This is a genomic window from Endozoicomonas sp. OPT23, assembly GCF_009653635.1.
In the GTDB taxonomy this organism is placed as follows: domain Bacteria; phylum Pseudomonadota; class Gammaproteobacteria; order Pseudomonadales; family Endozoicomonadaceae; genus Endozoicomonas_A.
The window spans coordinates 14678-39185 of the sequence record NZ_PPFD01000005.1 but is presented as its reverse complement, the minus strand read 5'-3'; the positions used below and the strand labels follow the sequence as shown (position 1 = coordinate 39185).

21 protein-coding genes are annotated in these 24508 nt (G+C 46.2%); 10 read left to right on the top strand and 11 right to left on the bottom strand.

The annotated features are described in order from the left end of the window. Position 1: 1 nt before the first annotated feature. Together EOPP23_RS11865 and EOPP23_RS11860 are read right to left on the bottom strand one after the other, a co-directional pair. Positions 2 to 1282, bottom strand: coding sequence for a peptidylprolyl isomerase (locus tag EOPP23_RS11865; RefSeq protein WP_228550702.1), 1281 nt, complete (start codon positions 1280 to 1282; stop codon positions 2 to 4). An 11-nt stretch (positions 1283 to 1293) separates the two neighbouring features. Next, the gene (locus EOPP23_RS11860; protein ID WP_194842586.1) at positions 1294 to 4095 is read right to left on the bottom strand and encodes an LPS-assembly protein LptD; all 2802 of its coding nucleotides are present in this window, start codon (positions 4093 to 4095) and stop codon (positions 1294 to 1296) included. 485 nt (positions 4096 to 4580) lie between these two features. Between EOPP23_RS11860 and EOPP23_RS11855 the strand changes: the two genes are divergently transcribed. From EOPP23_RS11855 to djlA, 3 genes are read left to right on the top strand one after another with little or no spacing between them, the layout of a single operon-like run. Beyond that, entirely contained in the window at positions 4581 to 5615 is a 1035-nt protein-coding gene (locus tag EOPP23_RS11855) for an aminoglycoside phosphotransferase family protein (RefSeq protein WP_153766209.1), read from the top strand. 5 nt (positions 5616 to 5620) lie between these two features. Continuing rightward, positions 5621 to 6283 (top strand): N-acetylmuramate alpha-1-phosphate uridylyltransferase MurU, encoded by a 663-nt coding sequence (gene murU, locus EOPP23_RS11850; protein ID WP_153766634.1) that lies wholly within the window; start codon positions 5621 to 5623, stop codon positions 6281 to 6283. After that, positions 6283 to 7101, top strand: a complete 819-nt coding sequence (gene djlA, locus EOPP23_RS11845; protein WP_153766208.1) for a co-chaperone DjlA — start codon at positions 6283 to 6285, stop codon at positions 7099 to 7101. Before murU ends, djlA begins: the two co-directional genes overlap by 1 nt. A 30-nt stretch (positions 7102 to 7131) precedes the next feature. Here the strand turns inward: djlA and EOPP23_RS11840 are convergent, their stop codons facing one another. Beyond that, on the bottom strand, positions 7132 to 8607 hold the full coding sequence (locus tag EOPP23_RS11840) for a hypothetical protein (RefSeq protein ID WP_153766207.1): 1476 nt from the start codon (positions 8605 to 8607) through the stop codon (positions 7132 to 7134). 479 nt (positions 8608 to 9086) lie between these two features. Further along, positions 9087 to 10526 (bottom strand): dGTPase, encoded by a 1440-nt coding sequence (gene dgt / locus EOPP23_RS11835; RefSeq protein WP_153766206.1) that lies wholly within the window; start codon positions 10524 to 10526, stop codon positions 9087 to 9089. A 96-nt stretch (positions 10527 to 10622) separates the two neighbouring features. On the opposite strand from dgt, the gene EOPP23_RS11830 reads away from it, so the two are divergent. From EOPP23_RS11830 to EOPP23_RS11815, 4 genes are all read left to right on the top strand, one after another. Continuing rightward, a complete protein-coding gene (locus tag EOPP23_RS11830; protein ID WP_228550701.1) occupies positions 10623 to 11666 on the top strand; it encodes a 5'-nucleotidase in 1044 nt (347 codons plus the stop codon). 14 nt (positions 11667 to 11680) lie between these two features. Continuing rightward, positions 11681 to 13594 (top strand): DNA topoisomerase III, encoded by a 1914-nt coding sequence (locus EOPP23_RS11825; protein WP_153766632.1) that lies wholly within the window; start codon positions 11681 to 11683, stop codon positions 13592 to 13594. 70 nt (positions 13595 to 13664) lie between these two features. Beyond that, positions 13665 to 13976, top strand: coding sequence for a hypothetical protein (locus EOPP23_RS11820; RefSeq protein WP_153766205.1), 312 nt, complete (start codon positions 13665 to 13667; stop codon positions 13974 to 13976). Between the two features lie 261 nt (positions 13977 to 14237). Further along, entirely contained in the window at positions 14238 to 15392 is a 1155-nt protein-coding gene (locus tag EOPP23_RS11815; protein ID WP_194842585.1) for a pepsin-like aspartic protease, read from the top strand. A gap of 125 nt (positions 15393 to 15517) precedes the next feature. Here EOPP23_RS11815 and EOPP23_RS11810 read toward each other — a convergent pair whose 3' ends face one another. Beyond that, the gene (locus EOPP23_RS11810; protein WP_153766203.1) at positions 15518 to 17542 is read right to left on the bottom strand and encodes an NADPH-dependent 2,4-dienoyl-CoA reductase; all 2025 of its coding nucleotides are present in this window, start codon (positions 17540 to 17542) and stop codon (positions 15518 to 15520) included. A gap of 106 nt (positions 17543 to 17648) precedes the next feature. Here EOPP23_RS11810 and EOPP23_RS11805 point away from each other — a divergent pair, with 106 nt between their 5' ends. Both EOPP23_RS11805 and EOPP23_RS11800 read left to right on the top strand, forming a co-directional pair. Further along, a complete protein-coding gene (locus EOPP23_RS11805) occupies positions 17649 to 18245 on the top strand; it encodes a TetR/AcrR family transcriptional regulator (RefSeq protein ID WP_153766202.1) in 597 nt (198 codons plus the stop codon). Between the two features lie 73 nt (positions 18246 to 18318). Then, positions 18319 to 19128 (top strand): hypothetical protein, encoded by an 810-nt coding sequence (locus tag EOPP23_RS11800; protein WP_153766201.1) that lies wholly within the window; start codon positions 18319 to 18321, stop codon positions 19126 to 19128. Between the two features lie 53 nt (positions 19129 to 19181). Here EOPP23_RS11800 and artM read toward each other — a convergent pair whose 3' ends face one another. From artM to EOPP23_RS11780, 4 genes are all read right to left on the bottom strand, one after another. Then, the gene (artM, locus tag EOPP23_RS11795; RefSeq protein WP_153766200.1) at positions 19182 to 19862 is read right to left on the bottom strand and encodes an arginine ABC transporter permease ArtM; all 681 of its coding nucleotides are present in this window, start codon (positions 19860 to 19862) and stop codon (positions 19182 to 19184) included. After that, entirely contained in the window at positions 19859 to 20521 is a 663-nt protein-coding gene (gene artQ / locus EOPP23_RS11790) for an arginine ABC transporter permease ArtQ (RefSeq protein ID WP_153766199.1), read from the bottom strand. Before artQ ends, artM begins: the two co-directional genes overlap by 4 nt. Before the next feature lie 134 nt (positions 20522 to 20655). Beyond that, positions 20656 to 21396, bottom strand: a complete 741-nt coding sequence (locus EOPP23_RS11785) for an arginine ABC transporter substrate-binding protein (RefSeq protein ID WP_153766198.1) — start codon at positions 21394 to 21396, stop codon at positions 20656 to 20658. Positions 21397 to 21516: 120 nt separating this feature from the next. After that, positions 21517 to 22254, bottom strand: coding sequence for an ATP-binding cassette domain-containing protein (locus tag EOPP23_RS11780; RefSeq protein WP_153766197.1), 738 nt, complete (start codon positions 22252 to 22254; stop codon positions 21517 to 21519). A 173-nt stretch (positions 22255 to 22427) separates the two neighbouring features. Here EOPP23_RS11780 and argR point away from each other — a divergent pair, with 173 nt between their 5' ends. Further along, complete coding sequence (gene argR, locus EOPP23_RS11775) at positions 22428 to 22886, top strand: transcriptional regulator ArgR (protein ID WP_153766196.1); 459 nt, start codon at positions 22428 to 22430, stop codon at positions 22884 to 22886. Positions 22887 to 23199: 313 nt separating this feature from the next. Here argR and EOPP23_RS11770 read toward each other — a convergent pair whose 3' ends face one another. Both EOPP23_RS11770 and fkpA read right to left on the bottom strand, forming a co-directional pair. Beyond that, positions 23200 to 23610: a PPC domain-containing DNA-binding protein gene (locus EOPP23_RS11770; protein ID WP_228550716.1), complete on the bottom strand. Its 411-nt coding sequence runs from the start codon at positions 23608 to 23610 to the stop codon at positions 23200 to 23202. 92 nt (positions 23611 to 23702) lie between these two features. Then, a complete protein-coding gene (fkpA, locus tag EOPP23_RS11765; RefSeq protein WP_370514759.1) occupies positions 23703 to 24434 on the bottom strand; it encodes an FKBP-type peptidyl-prolyl cis-trans isomerase in 732 nt (243 codons plus the stop codon). Positions 24435 to 24508 lie beyond the last annotated feature (74 nt).

The window sequence follows — 24508 nt, the reverse complement described above, 5'->3', positions numbered from 1 at the left end:
ATCAGAGACGAACCTCAACATAACTCTGGTCGCGGATTTCTCTCAGCCAAACCTGAAGTTCTTCTTCGAACTTGCGGCTGGCGAGCACTTCACGAACCTTGTTACGACGAACCTTATCGCTGACATCCGAGCTTCGCTTGCCGAGTACTTGCAGTACGTGCCAGCCAAATGGACTCTTGAAAGGCTCGCTGACTACTTTCTCAGGGGTTAGCTTCATGGCTTGCTGGAACTCAGGCACCAGTGTTTTTGGCGCGATCCAGTTCAGATCACCACCGTTCAGCGCTGAGCCAGGATCGTCGGAGTATGCCTTGGCCAGTTCGCTGAACTCTTCACCAGATTCGATGCGATCATAGAGGTTCCTGGCCAGCATTTGTGCTTCCAGCTCACTGCGAATCTCATTGGGTTTGATCAGGATATGACGAACATGAATCTGTTCTTCCATATGCTTCTCGTTACCGCGAGTGTCCAGCAGTTTGAACAGGTGGAAACCGCCAGGGCTTCTAACAGGCTCAGAGGTTTGCCCCTTCTTCATCTTTATAGCTTGGTCAGCAAACAAACTTGGTAACTGATCAGAAGAACGCCAGCCGAGATCACCGCCCTTCAAGGCATTCTGTCCCTTGGAGTAGGTGGCAGCCAGTTCGGCAAAGTTAGCGCCTTGCTTCAGCTTCTTCGACAGTTCATTAGCCTGCTTCTGGGCAGCTCTCACCTGGTCAGGTGATGGGTTGTCCGGAGTGGCAATCAGAATATGGCCTAAGCGATATTCAGTTTGAGTGCTGGCCTGGCCTTCAGGTGACTTCAGGAAGTTATCCACTTCCTGCTCACTGATCTGAATACGCTCACCGATTTGACGCTGACGCACACGGTTGATGATCATCTCGCGACGAATCTCTTCCCGGGCATTGGCGTAAGACATACCATCAGATTCAAGGTTCTTCTTGAACTGTTCAACAGTCATGCCATTACGGCTGGCAATACGGTTGATAGCGTCGTTCAGAGCCCAGTCATCAATCCGTACACCGCCGCGCTGACCCAGCTGTAGCTGAAGGTTTTCAAGAATCAGCTGTTCGAGAACCTGCTGCTTGAGAACACTCTCGGGAGGCAAATTGATATTACGGCTGCCCAACTGACGTTGAACCGATGTAATACGATTTTTAAGTTCGCTTTCCATTACCACGTCCTTGTCGACGACAGCAACTATGCGATCCAGAGGTACCGGCTTGGCATAAGCAGTACCATTGGCCATTGCCAGCGTGCAGCAGGCGGCCATGAGTAGGTTTTTCATTCCCTTCATCATTACTTCTCGCGAATCTTGTAGCCTTTGATACCTTGCAAATATTCAGTTCCGGAGTTCCCGGTGATATTCCCCAGTCCACTCAGGACAAACTGCAGGAAAATCCCCTTCTTCGGATCAGGATGGTCGATATTATCATCTGATTCGATCCATGAACGCCAGAACAGCCGAACCTGATAACAGCAACTGGTGTATTCGACACCGGCAAGCTGCTCAAGGTTCCTCTTGTTAGTAATATCGTACTGATAACGGCCCAGAGCCCCCCAGTTACGGGTGAAAGCCAGTGGCCAGGCAAAGGAAAAATCAGCCTGACTCAGGTTGTTACCAGTTGTTTTACCAGTAGATTTATCATTTTCGTTGAGAATATAACGGTCAACTCTGTCCTGGAAACGGTACCCCAGGTTAACAACCTTGCGGTCTTCAGGGTTCCACTGGTAGGCCAGATTGTAGTTGTCCAGTCTGTTCTCATTGGTGTTCCATGAGAAATCCTGTTTCAGGCTCATGGTACGGGTAAAGTTATAGACAAATTCGGATGCCAGTGGAGAAGTGGAGTCCGTTAGCTGGTTTTTAGTACGTTCGTCCAAACCTGCATAGTTGTCAGTAATGTCGTCAGCGGGGCGGCCCTGCTGGCCAAGATTACTGGCAATGAATACTTTTCTATCATCAAAGTAAAATATCTGACCCAACCCAAAGCGCATTTTCTCAAAGCCACTGTCATCAATCAGACGAGTGGTAAAGCCAAGAGCAATCTGATTGGTATCACCTATGCGGTCATAACCGTTGAAGCGATTGTCGCGCCAGAGGGAACCATAGCTGAATCCGGCTGCTCCGGAATCGAAGTTAGGGTTGAACTCCTGATTCTCTTTATAAGGAACATAAAGATACTTGGCTCTGGGTTCGAAGGTATGAGTGTAAGCATTACCAAACAGGTTGGTGAAACGATCAAAGAACAAACCGCTGTCCAGAGAGAAGCTAGCTGCGTTTGTCTTGGGCGAATCAGTGTAGTCTTTATCCTGAATGCCAGTATATGAGCCTTTCAGATCCGCAAGAACCTGACTTTCAACAAGGTCTTTCAGGTTGTAATTAACACTGCGAACTTTAACTTCAGGTGTCAGGAAGCCCCACAGGCTTTCCATTGGGTAACTGATGCCAGCTTCGGCATAGGTACGCCCACCCTGGGCTCGTTTTATACCATAGCCTTCATCATAAACACTGCGTTTGATATCCGGGTTTTTAAAGTCAGGATGATCAATTTCCTGTTTGAAACGCCAGTCATCTGCACGCTGAAAGTGTGTGTAATCAGCCAGATAATTCAGGTTAAGCGTCTCACCTAGTTGCCAGTGACCGTCCAGTACCAGCTGAGGCAGCTTATTGTATGGGTCGTCTGAAGTCTGGCTCATATTCTTGAACTTCTGGGCTTCCAGCTTCAGAGACCAGTAATTGAAGTCATTGCCACCCTGGTATTGAGTGCCAATCTTCTGGTTCAAAGGAGCTGTGTTGCTCAGGTTCAGGTTGCTGCCAAAGTCATTGATGTAGTTCTTATCACTGGCGTCGGCGTAATCCAGATCGGCAGTCCAGCGTCGACTGAAGTTCTGCTGGTAACGGATATTGGCCAGCCAACGATCTTTATCTTGATAAGGATTGTCTTTTTCCAGCTGGTCCTTGTTCACCAAACCTGCAACGCCCACTTCACCTTTGCCAGACTCATTCATGTATCTGAGTTCGTTTTCCAGCAATAGGCCGCGTTTTGCCATATACCGTGGAGTGATGGTTGCGTCGTAATTTGGCGCAATATTCCAGTAATACGGAGCAGTTAAGTCCATACCGTTATCATCACTGAAGGCGATGGTTGGGTAGAGAAAACCGGACTGACGGCGGTCATCGATAGGGAAGTAGATATAAGGCGTATAGAAAATCGGCAGTCCTTTAACACGAACTACTGCATTTTTTGCCGTACCAAAACCAGTGTTTGGATCAAGAGTGATGCTGTCGCCTGACAGCTTCCAGCCATTATCACCAGGCTTACAGCTGGTGTAAGTGGCGTCATTCAGTTCCAGAACAGCGTCTTCATTACGAACGATTTCTGAAGAGTCACCACGAACATGGGCTTCGTGCATGACATAACTGGCATCTTTAATGGTTGCCCGACCCGTTTCCAGCATCATGTCGCCATGGTCGCCGGTCAGCAGTGTTCCGGGTTCACGGAAAACAACGTTGCCTTCCAATTCGGCAAAGTTGGTTTCGCGATCGAGTCTTGCGGTATCAGCCTGTACTTGTCGGCTACCCTGCCTGAGGGTCACATTGCCTGTCAGAGTGGCTACAGATTCTTCGTCATAAGAAGATTGATCGGACTCTGCAACAATAGGCGCTGTTTTGGAATTGCCTTTGAAGTGCTTGCCTGGACGGTCCGGCTCGACATAGCGACCATCACACCAGGGAGTTGTTTCCTCAAGTGCAACTTTTACCTTTTCAGGGAGCCTTTGTTTAGGCACCCAGTCCAGTTGCTCTCTCAGGTGTGCCCTGGCTCTGGTGGTTGCTGCTGGAGCTGGCTGGTTGGCGGTGGCTCGAGTGAAGCTTTCTTCTGTCACAATAGGCGCAGGTCTTGGAGCTCTGCGCAGGTCACCTTGTTTTACAGGCGCAACAGAACAACTCCAGCCATTATTGCTGGAGGATACACTGCAATTCCATTGCTCGTCAGGTGACAGTGTCGTCTCGGCCATGACTTTACTGACAGGCTGGCTGCTTATCAGCACGGCGGCAATTGCCAGAGTCAGAGTCCGAGGTTTAAAAGGTAATTGGTGCATCTCCATGAGCTCAACAATCCCGGGCGTTTTTTCCTTACCATGATGTTGTCTTATTCATAGGTACTTTGATGAGAGTACCGAAGATATATACAACTCATAGTGGTTGAAGTCTGCTCTGTCTGTGTGGGTGGTCGAAATTATTTCTGTCACCGGCTACTGACCGAAAGAAGGGGCTGTTATGAAAGCCTCTCTTAGTATCAATGTACTTGAGAGTGGCTACAGCGACAATCTTTCCGGAGCTAATCGGGAAATCATACCTGAAAAAAATCGAAATGAGTTTTAATTTCCAGATTTATCTGATTTTTCCTCAGGCAGTAGAAACTGCCATAGCCAAGAGTTACCAATGAAATAGCCGCAGTTTCTTTATTATCACTACTGCTACTCTGTGATACTCTCGATAGCAATTATTCCTTCTTATTTTGAATGCCTTGTCTGTGACCTTCCAACTCAGACAGGCGTAATGACTCAGGATCTAATGGCCGGATATGAGCAAAGCCGACCCAAGCCGTCTTAAGCAGTTGTCTGAATGGACCTCGAAAACTCTGCTGCCTACTTCGCCACCACAGCCATCGGTTTTACCTATGAAAGCTGTCGGAGGGGATGCTGGCTTTCGTCATTACTATCGTATTCAGACCCCTGATGGCACTGTTCTCGCTGTTGATGCACCGCCTGAAACTGAAGATTCGCGAGCTTTCGTCAGTATTGCCGGAATGCTGAAGGCAGGTGGTATTAATGTCCCAGATATCAAAGCTGTTGACTACTCGAGTGGCTTTCTGCTGGTAGAGGATTTCGGCGATAGATTGCTGTTAGGCGAGTTGTCAGATCAGACCGCGGACATCTATTACCGACAGGCATTGCTGGAAATTATAAACCTTCAGAAATGCAGTGCTGAGGCATTAATGCCATACAGTCGAGAGCTGTTAACCACTGAGCTGGGTATTTATAAACAATGGTTTCTGGGGGATTTGCTGGGGCTGAGTGTTGAAGATCATCCAGGTTTACATGATTTGTTCTTCACTCAGTTGGTCGATTCTGCTTTGAGACAGCCGCAGGCAATGGTTCATCGTGATTTTCATTCCCGAAACCTCTTGTTACTGCCTGAAAACCGGTTAGGGGTTATTGATTTTCAAGGCGCCCTGTCAGGGCCTGCTTTGTACGATGCAGTTTCATTATTAAAAGATTGTTATATCAGCTGGCCAAGAAGCAAAGTTGAAAACTGGCTGCGCTATTTTGTAAATGGTCATCCTCATTTACATAAGGTGGGATTTGAAACCTGTCTGCAATGGTTTGACTGGATAGGATTGCAGCGACATTTGAAGTGTTTGGGAATATTCAGTCGGCTTTGGTTCAGGGATGGTAAAGCAGATTACCTGAAAGAGATTCCAATGGTGTTTAACTATGCACTGGAAGTTTGTCATCATTATCCAGAACTTGAATCTTATGGTCTGTGGTTAACTGACCACGTGATGCCCATTCTTCAGCAGCGACTTGATTTGGTGCAGGCAGGAATAGAGCAGTGAAAGCAATGATTCTTGCTGCCGGTCTGGGGACTCGTCTCAGGCCGTTGACACTAGACGTACCCAAGCCCTTGGTGAAAGCTGCGGGCAAACCTTTGATTGTCTACCATATAGAAAATCTGGCGGCTGCCGGATTTCGGGATATTGTTGTTAACTGCGCCTGGCTTGGCCATAAGCTGGTGGATTTTCTGGGCAATGGTCATCAACTTGGTGTAAATATTTCTTACTCCCATGAGTCTGAGCCACTGGAAACCGGTGGTGGTATTTTGAATGCTATGCCATTGCTCGGCGATGAACCTTTTCTGGTGGTTAACGGTGATGTGTTTATAGAATATGATTTCAGCACTTTGCCCTCTACTATTGATGGTTTGGCTCATCTGGTGCTTGTGGATAACCCTGACTTCAAGGAAAAAGGAGATTTTTCCCTGGACTGCGGTCAGGTCAGGTCAGAAGGTGAACATTTATTTACCTTTAGCGGTTTGAGTGTTCTTACTCCTGAGCTGTTTGAAGGGCAAAAAGTGGGTAGTAGTTTTCGTCTGGCACCTTTATTGGTAAAAGCCATGATGAATGATCGAGTCAGCGGTGAGTATTTTACAGGTGTCTGGACCGACGTCGGTACACCTGAAAGACTGGCTGAACTTGAAAAGTATCTTAATCAGAGCAGGAAGTAATGACGTCAATACTGGTAGGAATATTTCTCGGCTTCTTTTTTGGTGGGCCGCTGGGCGCTGTTTTTGGTGGTTTCCTAGGTGCCTGGGTTAATAAAAATTATATTTCCCAAAACACAGAAGGCCAGTCTAACGGCAATGGTTTCTATCGTTTTCGAACCCAGAGTGCTTTTTTCAATGCCACGTTTCTGGTGATGGGGCGTCTGGCCAAGGCCGATGGCCGGGTCAGTGAGCATGAAATTCAAATGGCCGCTGCCATTATGAATAAAATGCGGTTGTCGTCAGATCAGAAAAAAGCAGCGATTGAACTGTTTAATAAGGGAAAACAACCCGGTTCTGATATCGATACAGCCCTGCATGAATTTCGCAGAGTGGTTGGTTTCAATACGCTCTGTCCGTTTTTTCTGGAAGTACAGCTACAGGCTGCATACGCCGATGGCAGTTTAACTGAAGCTGAAAGGCAGGTGTTTGTTCAGGTATGTCAGGCGCTGGGAGTCAGTGATCAACAGTTTGAGCAGATCCATCAACGTTTTATTGCCCAGCAGTCCTACTATCAGAATCAATCCGGTGGAGGCGGTGGCTGGTCTGCGGCTAACAGTGGTTTTGGTTTATCAAAAGCCTATGAGGTTTTAGGCGTCAGTGAATCGGCATCGGACGCTGAAGTGAAACGAGCTTATCGTAAGCTGATGAGCCAGCATCACCCTGACAAGCTGGTGGCAAAAGGTTTGCCTGAAGAAATGATGGAAGTTGCCAAGCAGAAAGCTCAGGAAATTCAGGTGGCTTATGAGCAGGTTCGTGAAGATAGAAAAAGACCCCGTTGAGTAGAGGTCCTGAGTTTATCGGGGCTAGCTTTACTTATCGTCAGCGCTGGGTTCGTCCGGTGGTGTTGGAGGAAGACTAAGATTTAGTAATGGCACATCGTCGTCATCTTCTTTTGCTAAGAAGGCAGCTTGAGTACTATTAAAGGAGAGACCTTGAAGCGGGTCTTTCATTACTTTGTTAAATTCTGCTTCATTAAACCCCGAGGTTGAAGCAGGTAATTGATTATAAGAGGGTGGTCTACTCATTGTAATCTGAGCGTTTATTGCTTGTAACTGGTTTTGTTCCAGATATTCATTAATGCTCTTACCAATATCCCAGGCTGATTCTGACTTTCTTATGGCCTCTTCAAGACGCATAGCAGCTATTCGACCTGAGTAAATTTCCTGGCTCAAAGATGCCAGCGTAGAGCTGTTCTCAGTGCGTAATTCTTCTGTTTTTGATAATTCGACATACTTGTCTTCCAGAGCTTTCAGGTCGGTTTTTCGATACTCTCGAACCCAACCTATAGCTTTTCTTTTGGCGATTTCACTGTCACTATCTGATCTGACAGTGTCAACTTCACTGTCCCCAAGAAGTGATTTTATTTCAGCTAGTTGACCTTTATGATCAGACCACCATGAAAGCATTGTTTGCTGAACATCGTTCATTGTTTCTTTGCTTTCTTTCTGAGCGTCGTAGAAATGTTCTTTAACTTCTGCTCTTCTGCTCATTTCTTTTTCTATTGCCTGATAGTCTTCAATGATTTGACTACTGCATTCATTCATTAATGCAAGTAACTCATCTCTAGTCTTGAACTCTTTTTCACCCCTTGCCTTATAAGTCTCTTTTGAACGATAGAAAGGTATTTTCTCAAGTCGAGCTTTGAATTGATAAAAAGCATCACGGCTTTGCTGAATGCGTCCGCGAAGATCTGCGATTTCACCATCTCTTACATGAAGATCTTTAAAAGCATTAAGCGTTTCTTCGTTTCTAGTATCTGCCTTCTTCTGTCCTTCCATAAAGTCACTATAAATTTTTCTGGTTTCTTTCTGGTAGGCCATATTTTTTGGATCCATGGCATCGGGGTCGGAATCCCTAAATCCAATACGGACAGAGCGAACTTGCTCAAGTTCTTTCTCAGCATCTATCCACTCTGGAGCGTGTTTAAGCTCACCCTTGAGCTTTTCATCTTTGTATGCAGAGTCTGAATCACCTTTCTGAAAGTTTTTGATCACTTGTTGCATATGTTCAGTAGTAACGCTGGCATGACGGTCTTTCAAATCCTTAGGGTTGTTAAACCATCCATTCTTTATCTCTTCCCTCAAAAGTGTTTTTTCAGTTTTAAGTTGTTTGAAAGCTCTCTTGGGGTGAGCAATCACAGTGGCCCATCGGTTGAGCCGTTGGGCAAAGGATCGCTTTACCCGGCCACGCATGGCTGTTTCTTTATCAATACTGATCTGAGGAATACCCTTACGACCGGTAAAGTAATCTCCTCCTGGCTTGATAGGGTCGAAACCTTTCATCATGAGCTCCCTTCAGATTTTGCGGCTTGCGCTGTTATTACGAAGCCAGCGGTTAGTTCTCCTGTGTAAATAGTAGGAACTCAGTTTCGATGAGCTGAGTGAAAGAGGTCGCTGACTGATGAAAAATGGATGAATGGCTGAAAGGTGGTGCTAAAAAGAATCAAATGCAGATATAAGGGAACCAAATAGCTCCAAACAGGACTAATAGCTGCATCTATGACTCATTGAAAATATGCTTGAGAATGTCTATGTACTTAATAAAAAAGAAAATAATGTACTGGCGAGTGCCTGAAACAACACAGGTGAAGGTTAAAACCAGACAGGATCAATGTTACTGTTTTGTGCCAGCCAAGTTGGTGTCCAGACTGCGGTCAGCTGAGACTAATCACTTTGGCCAGCAGATGCTCTGCAAGTCCGTGGCAAAAACACTTAGAGATCGTTCTATCGTCTATAACCTGTTCTAAATCAATCATATAGCTGTGTCAGATAGCGGAAAGGCTCTGAAACTCTTCCATTACAAAGTGATCGGTCATTCCGCTTATGTAATCAATAAGCAGTCTTGCGCGGTAATACCATTCCAGATCCTTTTGTTCCTGAAGGCTGAAGGCCTTTCTGTCTATTGCTGATACCGCTCTTTTATAGGCAGCTGTCTGCTTGACAGAAAGTCGGTGGAAAAGCCTCTGCTCGAGAAAATGATGTTCCTGATCCTTGAATACAATATCGGTAAACGCTTCTGTTTCCAGCTCAAGAAGAGGCTGGTATATATCAAGCAAGCCCATAAGGGCTGAATGACCTCTCAGTTCCGGTGTTTCTTTTTCCTTGCTGGTGAATACATGACGAATAGCGATGGTCTTCAGTGTTTTCAGGGCCAGATGTTGATCAGAGTCTCCATCAATCAGTGGTTCATCCAAGGTTCCGTCAAACACAGCCTGATGTTCTTGCAGGTATCGATCGGCAGCGTAGTCCACCAGGTCACTGACCAGTTGTGTTCTGAGTTTGACAATAAAACGGTGTGGTTCCTGTTTTGAAAGACTGCTGGCAAGATCAATAATGTTAGTAAGGTAAGTGTTCTCTGATCCTGCGTACTCCGTCCAGACAGATTGCAGGTAATACTTCAAATCACGGTAAGAAAGTATGCCTTTATCAACAGCGTCCTCAAGGTCAGCAATACAGTAAGAAATATCATCCGCCGCTTCCATGATGTAAACCAGCGGAAAACGGCAGCCTTCCTTTATTTTGAGATGTGATTGAATATCGTCTACCAGGGCAGTCTCCGAGTAGTAAAATCCCGGTTTCTTTTTTCGATAGTAATTGCTGTCTGCAGGTTCCGGCTTCTTCTGATAGGGCGGCCGAGTGTATTTCATGAGTGCAGCCAGTTGTGAGTAAGTCAGGTTAAGGTTTTGCAGTTGATGAATAATCCTTAAACCCTGAGCATTGCCTTCAAAAACAGCCAGATCTGGCAGCAGAGTATCAGTAAACAGTTTCGATGGTGTGCCAGCGGCAGACAGGTGGCAACTGGTAGCTTTGGCTCGAATCCAACTGCTGATGGCCGCTTCACCGAAATGTCCGAAGGGTGGGTTGCCGACATCGTGCATCAGGCAGGACATTTCCACGATATTGGTGAAAACGGTTTCTTTTCCTGTCAATCCAAGAGTACCAAGCTGGTTTTCTTGAGAGAGCTTTTCCAGAATAGTCTGTGCCAGAAATCGTCCTGTCTGCTGTACCTCAAGAGAATGAGTCAAGCGACTTCTGACAGCGGCGTTGGTTTCCAGAGGGTAAACCTGTGTTTTCTGTTGCAGTCTTCGAATAGCTGCTGACTGGATGATACGGCCACGGTCACTTTCAGTTTCCGCTAACAGGCTTCTGGGCGATTTACTGCTGGGTTGAGGGCGAAGGTGAGTCAATTTCTCTGAATAATTCATAAATAAGCCATAAGCAAAAAATGTTTCTGATATAGAAAATGTCGGCCAACTTGGTGTTAAGTTAGAACACTGGCGGGAAGGCAGGGAGAAATCTGAATGAAATCCGGTAAACTTGGCTCTGTTGCCAATGAACCCTCTCAGGACTCTGAAGAAACGATGTTATTCCCGATAGAAAAGAAGCTGGTTATAGCCGTATCGTCCAGTGCTCTCTTTGATCTTTCTGAGTCCCATGCTGTTTATACCGAGAAAGGCAGTCAGACCTATAAACAGTTTCAGGAAGACAACCTGAACAAGGTCTTGGGCAAAGGCGTCGCATTTCCTTTCATCAAACGATTTCTGGCATTGAATAATCGTTTTCCTAAGGAAGAGCCGGTTGAAGTGATTCTGTTATCCAGAAATTCAGCCGCTTCAGGCAAGCGAGTATTTCGCTCTATTCGACACTACGGACTGAATATCAGTCGTGCTGCCTTTATGGAAGGGCGCTCTCCTTATGAATATATTCCGGCGTTTAATGCTTCGCTGTTTCTGACAGCCAACCAGGAAGATGCTCAGCAGGCCATCGAGGCTGGGTTTCCTGCAGGTCTGGTTCTGCCCAGTAAAATTGTGAATGACGATGCCTGTGATGAGCTGAGAATCGCTTTTGATTTTGACGGTGTAATAGCAGATGACGAATCAGAAACGATTTATAAGGAAGGTGACTTGCCTGAATTTTATCAATATGAGTCAGCAAAGTCCCATATTCCCCATAAGCCAGGACCGTTAGCAGATTTGTTCAGAAAACTGGCAACACTGCAGGAACTTGAGGAACAGGAAAAGCTCCGGAATTCTGAGTACCAACCTTTGATTCGAACCGCTATTGTCACCGCACGAAGTGCTCCCGCCCATGAGCGAGTGATTACTACCCTTGAAAGCTGGGGTGTCAGTGCAAACCAGACCTTCTTTTTGGGTGGTATGGCAAAAGACCGAATTCTTAATAAACTCAGACCTCATATGTTTTTTGATGATCAGAAAACCCATCTGACAACAGAAGCAGGTGATATTCCCATGGTTCATATTCCATTCGGTATTGCCAATCGCCCGTTATCAGCGACAAATAAAAGTGACAGACCTGAGCAGGAAATGCTCTGCACGGAAGAGTGAGTGCATCAGAAACAATGCGACTAATCATTGCCGAAAAACCAAGTCTGGGCCGAGCCATTGCTGATGTGTTGCCCAAGCCGTTAAAGAAACACGAAGGTTATATAGAATCCTCATCAGGTGATTATGTGACCTGGTGTGTTGGGCACTTATTGGAACAGTCCGAGCCCGACAGCTATGACCCCGCTTATAAACAGTGGCGGCTGGAACATCTGCCAATTATTCCCGAGCAGTGGCAACTCCAGCCTAGAAAAGGCGTACGAAAGCAGCTGTCAGTAATCAGAAAACTGTTAAAAACGGCTGACGTTATTGTTCATGCGGGTGACCCTGACAGAGAAGGTCAGCTGCTGGTGGACGAAGTGCTGGACTACCTGAAACTGTCACAAGCCCGCAGAAAAAACGTTCGACGTCTTCTGGTCAATGACCTGAACGCTGCTGCGGTTAAAAAGGCTTTGGCCCGTTTGAAGAGTAATACCGAATATGTTCCTCTGTCAGTGTCTGCTTTGGCTCGTTCTCGTGCTGACTGGCTTTATGGCATTAACCTGACCAGAGCTTATACCGTACTGGGGCGAAAGGCTGGCCATAACGGTTTGCTTTCTGTAGGCAGAGTACAGACACCGGTACTTGGGTTGGTGGTAAGAAGAGATCAGGAGATAGCTGATTTTAAACCCTGTCCTTATTTTGAAGTGTTTGCTTTGATTCAGACTCAACAGAATGAGAGCTTTAAAGCAAAATGGCAGCCCAGCGAAAACTGTCAGCCCTGGATGGATGATGATGGTCGTGTCTTAAATGATAAGCTGGCAGAAAACGTAGTCAGTCGTATAAAAGGAAAAGACGGCCTTGTCACCAAGGCAGAGAATAAGAAGGGGAAAGAGAATGCTCCGTTGCCGTATTCTTTGTCCAGTTTACAGATAGACGCTGCAAAAGCACTCCGGCTGGCCGCAAAGGAAGTGCTGGATATCTGTCAGAAACTCTACGAACAGAAGCTTATTACCTATCCACGATCTGACTGTCGTTATCTGCCAGCAGAGCATTTTAATGAAGCGCCGGATGTTCTGGCCGCGATCAGAAGTAATGCCGATCAACTGGTTTCATCTGTTGATGGTGCTGATACTCACCGAAAAGGTCGAGCATGGAATGATAAAAAAGTGGGTGCTCACCACGCTATTATTCCTACCGCCAGAAGAGCTAATCTTTCGGCTATGGGGGATAAGGTAAATAAGCTGTACGGATTGATATCACGACAATACATCGCTCAGTTCTACCCTGAACACACGTACTCTTCCCGTAAGCTTGAGGTGACTATTGAAGGTGGATTATTCACCGCGAGCAGTCGAGTATCGCTTCAGGAAGGTTGGAAGTCACTCTATCCAAAAAGTAAGAAGACCCCAACTGACAGCGAAGATCAGTTTCTGCCTGACCTGAAAAAAGATGACCCGGTTCACTGCAGTGATGCCGAGATTGCAGAAAAAATAACTCAGCCGCCTAAACCTTTTAATGATGCCAGTCTGCTTTCTGCCATGACCGGTATCGCTCGATATGTCAGTGATAAAGACATACGAAAGGTGCTCAAGGACACTGATGGTTTGGGAACGGAGGCGACACGAGCCGGAATTATTGAGTTGTTGTTCAAGCGGGATTATCTAACCAGAAATGCCAAAAATATTAATGCGACCACAACAGGTATGGCCTTGATTAATGCTTTGCCGGAACCGGCAACTCGACCGGATATGACGGCTCGCTGGGAGCAATATCTCAATAGCATCGTTGAACGGCAGGGAAGTTATCAGGTGTTTATGGGCGATCTTGAAGCGCAGCTTAGAGAGTTACTTAGTAGTGCAGGCTCTAGTGGCATGGGTGAGATCAGAGCAATACCTGCAAAACCTTATCGAAAGAAGCGAAGCTTTCGCCAAAAACGAAAAACTAAGTGATCACCATCATCGGTATTAATATAGGACTATGGTAGAGTTTTTCTTTATTCAAATAACTATGTGTGAGTGAATGATGAAAAAAAGAGTGCTTCTTGTGCTGATGGGGGCTCTGGGCTTGGTAAGTACTGCCCAGGCGAATACCAGCTATGCTTTTTCTTGCAAACACTTCAAGGAAGAGCGAAAGGTTGAGGTTGTTTATCTTCAGAGAGAAAGTAGCTTGCCCTGTGAAGTAAGGTACACCAAGGATGAAGTGTCAGAAACCCTTTGGAACGCCAATTACACCAAAGGTTACTGTGAGGACAAAGCCGCAGAATTTGTCGAAAAGCAGGAAGACTGGGGTTGGAGTTGCCAGCGAGTTGAAAAAAATACGACAGCAGGTTGAAAACAGATTCTTTTGTAACATTAATTTTTGAATTGCCAGAGTAAAAACTTAGAGTAAAACAGTCTAGAAAATTGCTTGGCTGGATTGAGTTAGCTTCTATAGTTTTAGCCTGAATACAGGCAGTCGTGCTTAACTTCTGACTGCCAAATCTGAGGCTAAATTATGACGTTTTTTACAAATAGTCTGCGACTTGGGGTGCCCTTGCTATTATGTGGGGTGTCATGGGTATCAGCTGATTTGGCTGATTCTGGTTTTTCAGGGGTGCAAAAAAACCAACTCCCAATAACTATTGATTTGAAAGCACCGCATAAAGATCAGCGGCTTGAGATTAATCAATTGTCCGACGATATCAAGGATAGTATTCCGCCAGCCCTGCCTATCAAAAACCTATCAAAAACCATGTACTTCGGCTCATTCCAAATAGGCTCAAGGTATCAGTTGTTCACTGCTGTTCTAGATACCGGATCTTCAGATATCTGGATTCCTGGAAGTCGTTGCACAATTGAAGGGTGTGTGGGGAAAGACAAATTTAATCCAGCCAGTAGCAGCACATTTCACCAGACAAATAAGTCGATATCGATTCAGTATGGAACCGGATCCATGAATGGTACTGAAGGCATCGATCAGATAAGTCTGGCTAATGTGACTGTTCCAAATCAGGGGTTTGCAGTTGCTGATTATGTGTCCGGCTTCTTCAAGGGGTTACCTTTTGATGGCATATTTGGTCTTGGTTATACCATGCTGTCTGAAGACCATATACCGACATGGTTTGAGAATGCTAAAAAACAAAGGCTTATTGATAAGCAACTATTTTCATTTTATTTGAGCAATAAAGCGGATAGTTCTGGCAGCAAACTCTTCATTGGGGGCTATGACAAGAATTATTATCAGGGAAATATCGACTGGCATAAGCTGGTGAACCTGTATGGCAGAAATACGAAAAAGCTGTATTACACGATCAATATGCACGGCTTGAAGGCTGCTGGAAAGAGTATAGATCTGGGCTGTGGAGCAGATATCTGCCCAGTTATTGTCGACAGTGGCACTTCTTTAATGGCCGTATCTGAAGACGCCTATGATGATATAGCTAACCGAATTTATGTTGCCAAAGATTGCTCAAACCTGGGTCAGATTGAACCTCTGGATATAGTGCTGGGTAACAAGGTCTATACGCTTACCGAGGAGTATTTGGTCGTAAAGCAGCAAAATGAAGCAGGCCAGCAAGAATGTATACTGGCAGTTGAACCAATGTTTCCTGACCCTTTGAATCCAAATCCACCCTGGATTCTTGGTGATACTTTCCTCCGTTCTGTTTATTCCGTCTTTGACCAGGAATCAAACAGAGTTGGTTTTGCACAACTTGCAGAACCCTATAAGAAGGCAGCTGCAGTGATAGGTCCTAAAACAATTTATTAATAGAATAAATTAAACAGCTGTTTGGTATTCGCTTGAGTATATTTACACACTTGAGCCGTGCGAAGTGAGTGACCGGAGTTGATACTTCAATGAAATGCTCCGGTCATTCTGTCTTCTCTTTAGGACTAGATGGTTGCTGCCAGTCTGGCGCCTTGATCAATAGCTCTTTTAGCATCCAGTTCGGCGGCAACATCAGCACCACCAATCAGATGAACTGGCTTGCTGATGCCATCGACCAGATCTCTTAGCGGATCCTGTCCCGCACAGAGAACAATATTGTCGACCTTTAGAGTTTTCTGTTCTCCGGCAATGGACAGGTGTAAACCATCGTCGTCAATCTTGTGATATTCACAGGATGGAATCATAGTGACACCTCGCTTCACCATTTCTGCTCTGTGAATCCAGCCAGTGGTTGTGCCAAGGCCTGCTCCAGGCTTTGAAGACTTTCTTTGTAGCAGAAAGACTTCACGCTCGGTCGCTGATTTTTCTTCCGGTTTTTCCAGTCCTCCACGATTTTTCAGACTCATATCAACACCCCACTCGGCCATAAAGGCGGGAATGTCGAGACTATTGGAAGGCCCTTCCTGAGTAATAAATTCACTCAAATCGAAACCGATACCACCTGCGCCAATCACCGCAACCGATTTGCCGAGTTTCGCTCCTTTGAATACATCCAGATAACTGAGTACCTTGTCATGTTCAACGCCTTCAATAGCCGGTGTTCGGGGAGCGACGCCGGTTGCCAGAATAACTTCGTCAAACTCACCTTTTTCCAGTTGTTCACTGGTGACGCGGGTGTTCAGTTTTACTTCTACACCTGTCAATTCAAGCTGCCGTTTAAAGTAACGAATGGTTTCTCTGAACTCTTCTTTGCCCGGTACTGTCATAGCGATATTGAACTGGCCGCCCACTCTGTCACTGGCTTCAAACAGAGTCACTTGATGACCACGTTTGGCTGCAGTTGTAGCAAAAGATAAACCGGCAGGGCCAGCACCGACAACGGCCAATTTCTTTGGCTTATCGGTCGTCAGGTAATTAAGTTCGGTCTCATGACAGGCTCTTGGGTTTACCAGACAGCTGACCAGTTTTAACTGGAAAACATGATCCAGGCAGGCCTGGTTGCAGGCGATGCAAGTGTTGATTTCATCGGAGCGGTTCTCAGCGGCCTTGTTGACCCATTCGGGGTCAGCCAGCATGGGACGAGCCATGGATATTATGTCAGCATCACCACGAGCCAGAACTTCTTCAGCTACGTCGGGCATGTTGATTCGGTTGGAAGTAATAACCGGAATGCTCAATTCATTACGAATGCGAGCTGTTACCCAGGTGAAGGCTGCACGAGGAACCATGGTAGCAATAGTTGGAATACGGGCTTCATGCCAGCCAATACCAGTGTTGATGATAGTTGCGCCGACTTTTTCAATCTCTTTGCCCAGCTGTACTATTTCATCCCAACTGCTGCCACCTTCAACCAGATCAAGCATGGAGAGTCGGTAGATAAGAATGAATTGTTCACCAACGGCTTCCCTGACTCTGCGAACCACCTCTACAGCCAGGCGTATGCGGTTTTCATAATGACCTCCCCAGTCGTCTTCACGGTGGTTGGTTCTGGCGGCAATAAACTGGTTTATGAAGTAGCCTTCAGAACCCATGATTTCAACACCATCATAACCCGCAGTCTGGGCGTTCAGTGTGCAGCTGACAAAGTCTTCAATCTGCTGATCGACTTCTTCAGGCTGTAACTCTTTAGGCGGAAAGGGTGCAATGGGAGCCTGAATCGCGCTGGGGGCAATGGCTTTAGGGTGGTAGGCGTAACGACCTGTGTGCAAAATCTGCATACAGATTTTACCGTCCTCTTTATGAACGGCATCAGTTATCAGGCGATGGTTTGCTATTTCTTCATCTGAATTAATAAGGGCTGCGTTAGGCAGAGCACCTGATTCACGGTTTGGCGCAATACCGCCGGTGACCATAAGGCCAACACCGCCTTTGGCGCGCTCGGCAAAATATTGCGCCAGCCTTTCATAACCACCAGGGTGCTCTTCAAGGTTGGTGTGCATGGAGCCCATCAATACCCGGTTTTTTAACTGGGTAAAGCCAAGGTCGAGTGGTGCCAGCAGGTGTGGGTACTGCTTATGTTGGCTGGTCATGGTGAATCCTCATCAGATGCTTTTTGTATCTATTTATTATCTGGACGGTGTCAAGATAAGGATGTATGTTGACGGTGTCAAGATTTGTCGATGCAACTAGAAACGTATGACTGATAAAAATAAGTACCATCACGGTGACCTGCAACAGAAGCTGCTTAATGAAGCTGCATTAGTGATAGCAGAAAAAAGCATTGATGGGCTCTCAATGCGCGGGCTTGCAGATCGTCTTGGGGTTTCAAGAACGGCCGCCTATCACCACTTTAAGGATAAAAATGGTTTGCTCTGTGCCATAGCGGAAGATGGCTTCAGGCGATGGCAGGCAGAGTTGGATGGTTTACTTAGTCAGTTGCCTGAAAGCATGGAAATCTGGTTTGAACACTTCTCCAGAGCTTATCTGGATTTCGCCACAGAGTCGGCAGAGCATTATGACCTGATGTTTGGTCGCCCTATCTGGAAGCATGGGCAACCTACAGAATCACTGAGAAAACTGTCTTACGATGCTTTTCAATCCTACGTGGAATTTGTGGAAAGGTGTCAGCAGAAGAATCTGATTGCTGAAGAACAGAACGCACTGCGGCTCGCTCAAGTCAGTTGGGGTACTTTGCATGGTTTATGTCGTTTGATAAACGATGGAATTTACATTGATAGAGATTCTGTAGAGGATATGTGCAAAAACTCAGTCAGACTGTTTGCCACTAATTAGCCAAAAGTTGTATGGCGAGCCCTTCGACTGCCTGCTTCACTTAATTGAATTGGCCGTACAGGGAGGAAGTATTATGGATCCAGCAGGTTTTCAAATTTTATCTCATAACGGGTTATTTCAAGAGTGCCCACGAGCCTTAGCAGACGCCTCTCTGTCTTATGGTTATTTCAATGGTGCTGTATTGCATTCAGTGAATCCTGATATGCACATTCAAACAGATAATGTTAGTTTGCAAAGTTGTGGCCTAAAAAGAACATTGGCTATGAGAGATAGCAGGCAGGCTGAGTCAAGTGATGCTTCAACGATAAAGCATTCTAAGCTCACTTCTCCGAAAAGTAAGAGAGCAAGAGCAAAGCGCGCAGATCGTACTTCTATAAAGCAATTCGACAAGGCCGAGAAGAGTTCTCTGAGTCAATTACCAGAGGGGCAGTTTGTTCAATCCTGGGATGGTATGAGTAGAGAGGATGCTCTCAGAGTGGCAGCGCATAATAATAAGTATTTCGCATATGCTCACTATGTAATGGAAGAATTAAAGAAAGAGGCCGCGCCTGAAGTTTCAGGGACGATTACTCGGTTCCAGGCTCAGCTATTAGCCAATATACAGAATGTATCTAGCATGCTGGAAGCTCATGGTGTGCAGTCCGATACTTCTGAAACCCAGCCTAAGGTTCTTAAATCCATTCCTGGAACTGAAAATGCTAGTCCTCGCAGTGGGAGTAGCCGTCTAATTGATCTGGCCAGCATTCCTGAAATTGATGAAAAGATAGACTTAAGTGGCAGCCTTGATTCCGGAGTGTTCGATATGGGTGGTTCACCGTCGAACGGTTTTATAGATAGCCTGGATAGCTCTTTTCTGGAGGGGGTAGAGAACTGGATCAATTGAGTTGTACTACTCCCTGCTTTTCTATAGAGCAGGGAGTAGTACACAGGAAAAATCTAGTTAGAAAAAGCTAAAGCTCTCCTTTCCATTATTCTTATCACCAGCGTCATTATTCCAGTCATGGTCAAATAGATAACTCCAGCCAGAGTAAATACAGTAAGTGTGTCGTAGGTTCTGGCATTGAGGCGGTCAGCATAGCCCATCAAGTCCATCAGCGTGATGGTGCTGGCCAGAGAAGTGCCTTTCATTACCAGAATCATCTCATTGCCGTAAGCGGGCAGCGCTCTACGAAAAGCATGCGGCAGAACAATACGAATCAACGTCTGTCTCTTGTTCATACCCAGTGCCAGTGCCGCTTCCCAGTCTCCGGCAGGCACGGCATCAACAGCACCTTTGAACAATTGAGTGGAGTACGCGGCAGAGTTCAATGCCAGTGCCAGTAGTGCGCAGAACCAGGGTTCGCTGAGCAGAGGCCAGAGGAAACTATCCTGCAGGCCTTTAAATTGCGCAGGTCCGTAATAAATCAAAAAGATCTGCACCAGCAATGGTGTGCCTGTGAACAGCAGGATCTGTGCTTTTACCAGCCATTCCAGCGGTTTAAATCGCAGGCTTAAAATCAGAGTGAAAACGACCGCCAGTGCCAGACCACTGAACAGGCTGGCAAAGGTCAATTCAAGAGTAGTTTCCAGCCCTTTTAATAGTTGAGGCATGTAATCCATGATGGCTTCAAGGTTCATGCGGTCACCACTCTTTCATGTTGTGAAGCTTTGGCTTTCATGCTGTTCAGTAGTTTCTGGCTGATCAGGGTAATCACCAGATAGATAACAGCGGCAACCGAATACCAGGTAAAAGGCTCAAAAGTTTTTGAGGACAACATCTGAGCTTGATGTAACAGTTCTGTGCTGCCAATCAGGGCAACCAGCGCCGTATCTTTCAGCAGTACCAGCCACTGATTGCCTAATCCTGGCAGGGCATGACGCCAGGCTTGAGGCACCACAATGCGAATAAACGATCTTCGGGTGTGAATACCAAGAGCCTTGGCCGCTTCGGTTTGGCCTTTATTTACAGCCATCAGAGCGCCACGGATAGTCTGACTGGCATAAGCGGCATAAATCAGCCCCAGGGCAATAGTGCCGGCAGTGAAGGGGCTGACTTCTATGTACTCATCGGTTAGCAGAAAAATAGCATGGGATGAGCCAAAGTAGATAAAGAAGACCACCAGAATTTCAGGCAAGCCTCGCAGTACTGTGACCATTGTTGTGGTCAGGTATCTGAGAATGCGGAACCTTCCTAATTCCAGTAAAGCGAATACTGTTGCCAGTATCAGGCCCAGTATTAGTGATGATAGGGCAAGACCCAGGGTCATCAGTGTCGCATTAAAAAACAATACTGCCATGACTTACTTCTTCCGATGGTCTATTTGTATCGCTTAGGATCAGTCCTAAAATAAGTTCCTCTTTCTAATGTTACTTTTCCCCTTTGCGGAGCAAAGGGGAAAAGTAAATTGGGAAGTTATTTCGGTACTACTCCTTAGTTGGCGAAGTATTTGTTCTGAATCTTCTGGTATGTGCCGTTGTTCTTCAGAGTGTTCAGAGCAACGTCAATTTTCCCTTTCAGTTCATTACCTTTACGGACGGCAATACCGTAACCAATACCGAAGTATTCAGGGTTCTTGATTTCAGCACCTACGTGCTGGTATTGACCTTCACCTTTCTCGGTCATCCATTCGTTAGCTACTGCAGTGTCAGCAAAAACAGCGTTAACACGACCACTGGTCATATCCAGAAAAGCATTCTGTACACTGTCGTAAGGGCGAACAGTTACACCGTTGGCTTCCAGCTTGTCGATAACGTATTGCTGGTGCGTAGAACCGTTTTGAACGCCAACGGATTTGCCTTTTAATTGATCAATAGAATCAAGGGTGTCTTTTTTAGCGATAAAGATGGCAGAGTTTTCGTAATATGGCTGGCTGAAATCAACCTGCTTTTGACGCGCTGGAGTGATATCCATGCCGGAAATGATCGCGTCGAAACGACGGAATTTCAGGCTTGGAATCAGACTGTCGAATGGTTGGTTGTTAAAGCTGCACTCCGCCTTGAGTTCCTGACAGATGGCATTGGCCAGATCAACGTCGAAACCTTCAATCTGGTTATTATCGCCAATAAACTCAAAAGGAGGGTAAGTAGCTTCCATACCAAAACGAATGGTTTCACCAGCTTGTACAGAAGCAATTGAAGTGGCAGCAATTAAAGTAGCAATCAGCTTTTTCATAAACAACTCCAACGACAATGGTCGTATTATTTAATGGTGTTTTCCGTCAGCTTTTGGCTGTCGTTGTCTATAGGTGGGAGAGAACCCTGTTGCAGGGTTCTCTATACAGACTTAACTCGATTAATGTTCGAGGTAAGCTTTAAATTCTGCAGTTTGTGGGTTTTTAAAATGCTCGGCAGAACCGTCTTCAACAATCTCGCCGTCTTCCAGATAGATAACCCGGCTGGCGATTTTGCGGGCAAACTCTACTTCATGAGTAACCACAACCTGAGTAATGCCGGATTGGCTTAACTCTTTGATTACTTCAACGACCTGGTTGGTGATTGCAGGATCAAGGGCGGCTGTTGGTTCGTCAAACAGTAGTACATCCGGTGACAACATCAGGGCGCGGGCAATAGCAACACGTTGCTGCTGACCACCTGATAGTGAAGAGGGCCAGGCTTCAGCCTTCTCTGTCAGGCCAACTCTGTCCAGCAGTTCTCTGGCGCGAGTGATAGCGTCCTGTTTTGGCGTTCCCTGAACAATGGGCGCTTCAATCAGATTCTGCAGTACCGTCATATGCGGCCAGAGGTTATACTGCTGAAAAACCATACCAACTTTGCGACGAAGACTAGTGGCTTGTTTATTCAGTTGTTTTTCATCAGTTTTTTCTGAAAAGCTGAAATTCATTCCAGCTATGTTCATGGTGCCGGCGTCAGGTGTTTCCAGCAGATTAAGCATTCGCATTAATGTGCTTTTACCCGCGCCACTGGCTCCTAGTAAAACGGTGGTTTCACCTTTGGGAATTGAAAAACTGATATCTTTTAGAACGGTGGTGGAGCCGAATGCTTTGCTCAGGCCCTGTACTACGATGCCCATAACCTGGAAATTCTTTCATCATTTAGGATGGAAGGGATTTTCTAACGTGAGTTGGATGAAAGCAAGTTTTTATTGAATATTTATTCAAATTTACGCCTAAATATATGATAGTTTGTATATTGTGGTAAATAAAAGCTATTTGATTACATATTTCGGAGCGATTGACAGACATTATGGCCAGCCAGAAACAGGAAGAATTGATCAAGGCATTCAGGCAGCTTCTTAAAGAAGAGCGTTGCGGCTCTCAGAGCCAGATTGTCGAACAGCTTCAGGCTCAGGGCTTTGATAACGTCAGCCAGTCCAAAGTATCAAGACTGTTGAGCCGACATGGTGCCGTGCGTGCTAGAAATGCTCGCAACGATCAGGTGTACTGCCTGCCGCCAGAGCTGGGTAAGATGGATTCCAATATTGCGGTACGGGATCTGGTTGAGGAGATTGCCAATAATGGCATGCTGATCGTGATCAAAACCAGTCCCGGTGCTGCTCAGATGATTGCCAGATTACTGGACTCTATTGGTCGTGCTGACGGTATTCTCGGTTGTGTAGCGGGTGATGATACTATTATGGTCGCGCCGGTTAATGCCAAAGAAATAGATGAGTTGCAGAAGAGCATCTGCGAGCTGTTCGGTTAAAGGTAGGGTGAAGGGTAAGGCGACAGTTATCATCCACCAACTGTAGTCATTATTCGTTGGGGTAAATGAAGACAGGCACATTTACCCTACCTATCTTCCAGTACCTTTGCTTATCATCGAGTACCATATTTCCTGGTAATACTCCCTTCCTCAGTTCAAGAGCAGTATTTGAGACTTTCAGAAATAACTCGAAAGTTCTTGGCGTATTCCTATCGTAATGAGTTCACGGTTATTTCCCTCCAGGCCTTGCAGTATTTAAAAGGTTTTAGCTTGCTGTTGGCAGAGCTGTCTATGGCAATAAAAGCGAGCCTTATCAAGAACGCTCGGTAGGCTTTTTGGTGACAACCAGTTCGTTGTAGCCGGAAAGTGAACAGGGCTGCCTGGTGAAGTTCAGTTTCGGTAATTCACCAATAATTATTTCTGCTGTTGTGTAAACCATACTGCCTGGCAGGACGTGGCCACCAATTACTCTCCCTTCTTCATCGGCTACAGACATATGCAGGTGACAGCCTTCGGTTGATACGGTTCCTGACAAAGAGACAATCTCGGCAGGAAAATCGTAACGGGTTCCCTTTCTATGATCAGAGAGTCTGAGTACGGATGGTTTCAGGCTTCCTGCACAGGACAGAATGCAGCCGGCAGTAATATCCTCTTTAATAAGAAAATCTTTCAAGGATTGGAGTAAATCTGTTCCAGGGAGGAGTCGGAAGACATAGCATTCCATAGAGCTTTTCATAGAGTGTTGATGAAGCGGTATTGAGAGAGGAGGGAGAGTTGTCAGGCCTTAATAAAAAGGCCTGACAATAAAGCGTAGAGTTACTTGGCGATATCCAGCAGTTCTACGTCAAACACCAGTACGGAATTTGGCGGGATAGAACCAGCGGACTGTTCACCGTAACCCAGCTCGGAAGGAATGTAGAGTTTGTACTTGGCACCTTTAGGCATCAGCTGCAGGCCTTCCTGCCAGCCCTTGATAACGCCGTTCAGTGGGAACTTGGCTGGCTGGCCACGTTCAACGCTGCTGTCGAATACAGATCCGTCAACCAGAGTACCTGTGTAATGAACAGTTACCGTGTCTTCCAGAGCAGGCTTAGGTGCGTCAGCTTCACCAGCAGAGACTACTTCGTACTGAAGACCTGATTCAGTGGTTTTAACGCCGTCACGCTTGCCGTTTTCCAGCAGGAAGTCAGCGTTTTTCTTTTTGTCTTCGTCCAGTTTTTCCTGAACCTTCTTCTCGATAATTGGACGAATACGCTCTTCATGGCCCTGCAGTGCGGAACGAATATCTTCTTCGTTCAGCTTGCTGTTACCGTCAAGCGCTTCCATGAAGCCTTTTTTCAGCAGCTCGCGGTCAATAGCGATGCCCATTTCTTCCTGCTGTTTCAGAGTCTGGTCAGCGTAGTTGCCCAGAGAGGCTCCCATAGCGTAGGCCGCTTTCTGTTCAGGGGTTTCCAGTTTTACTTCTTCTACTGGCTTAGGTTTGTCCTGACAGCCTGCTGCGAGAGCCACGATGGCGGCCAGTGCGGTAACCTTGAGAACCTTTTTCACTCTTTAATCTCCAGTGGACTGATGAAGCCCTGTTCAGTAAGGGCTTTTGCCCAATTACAGACACGCGCCTGCGA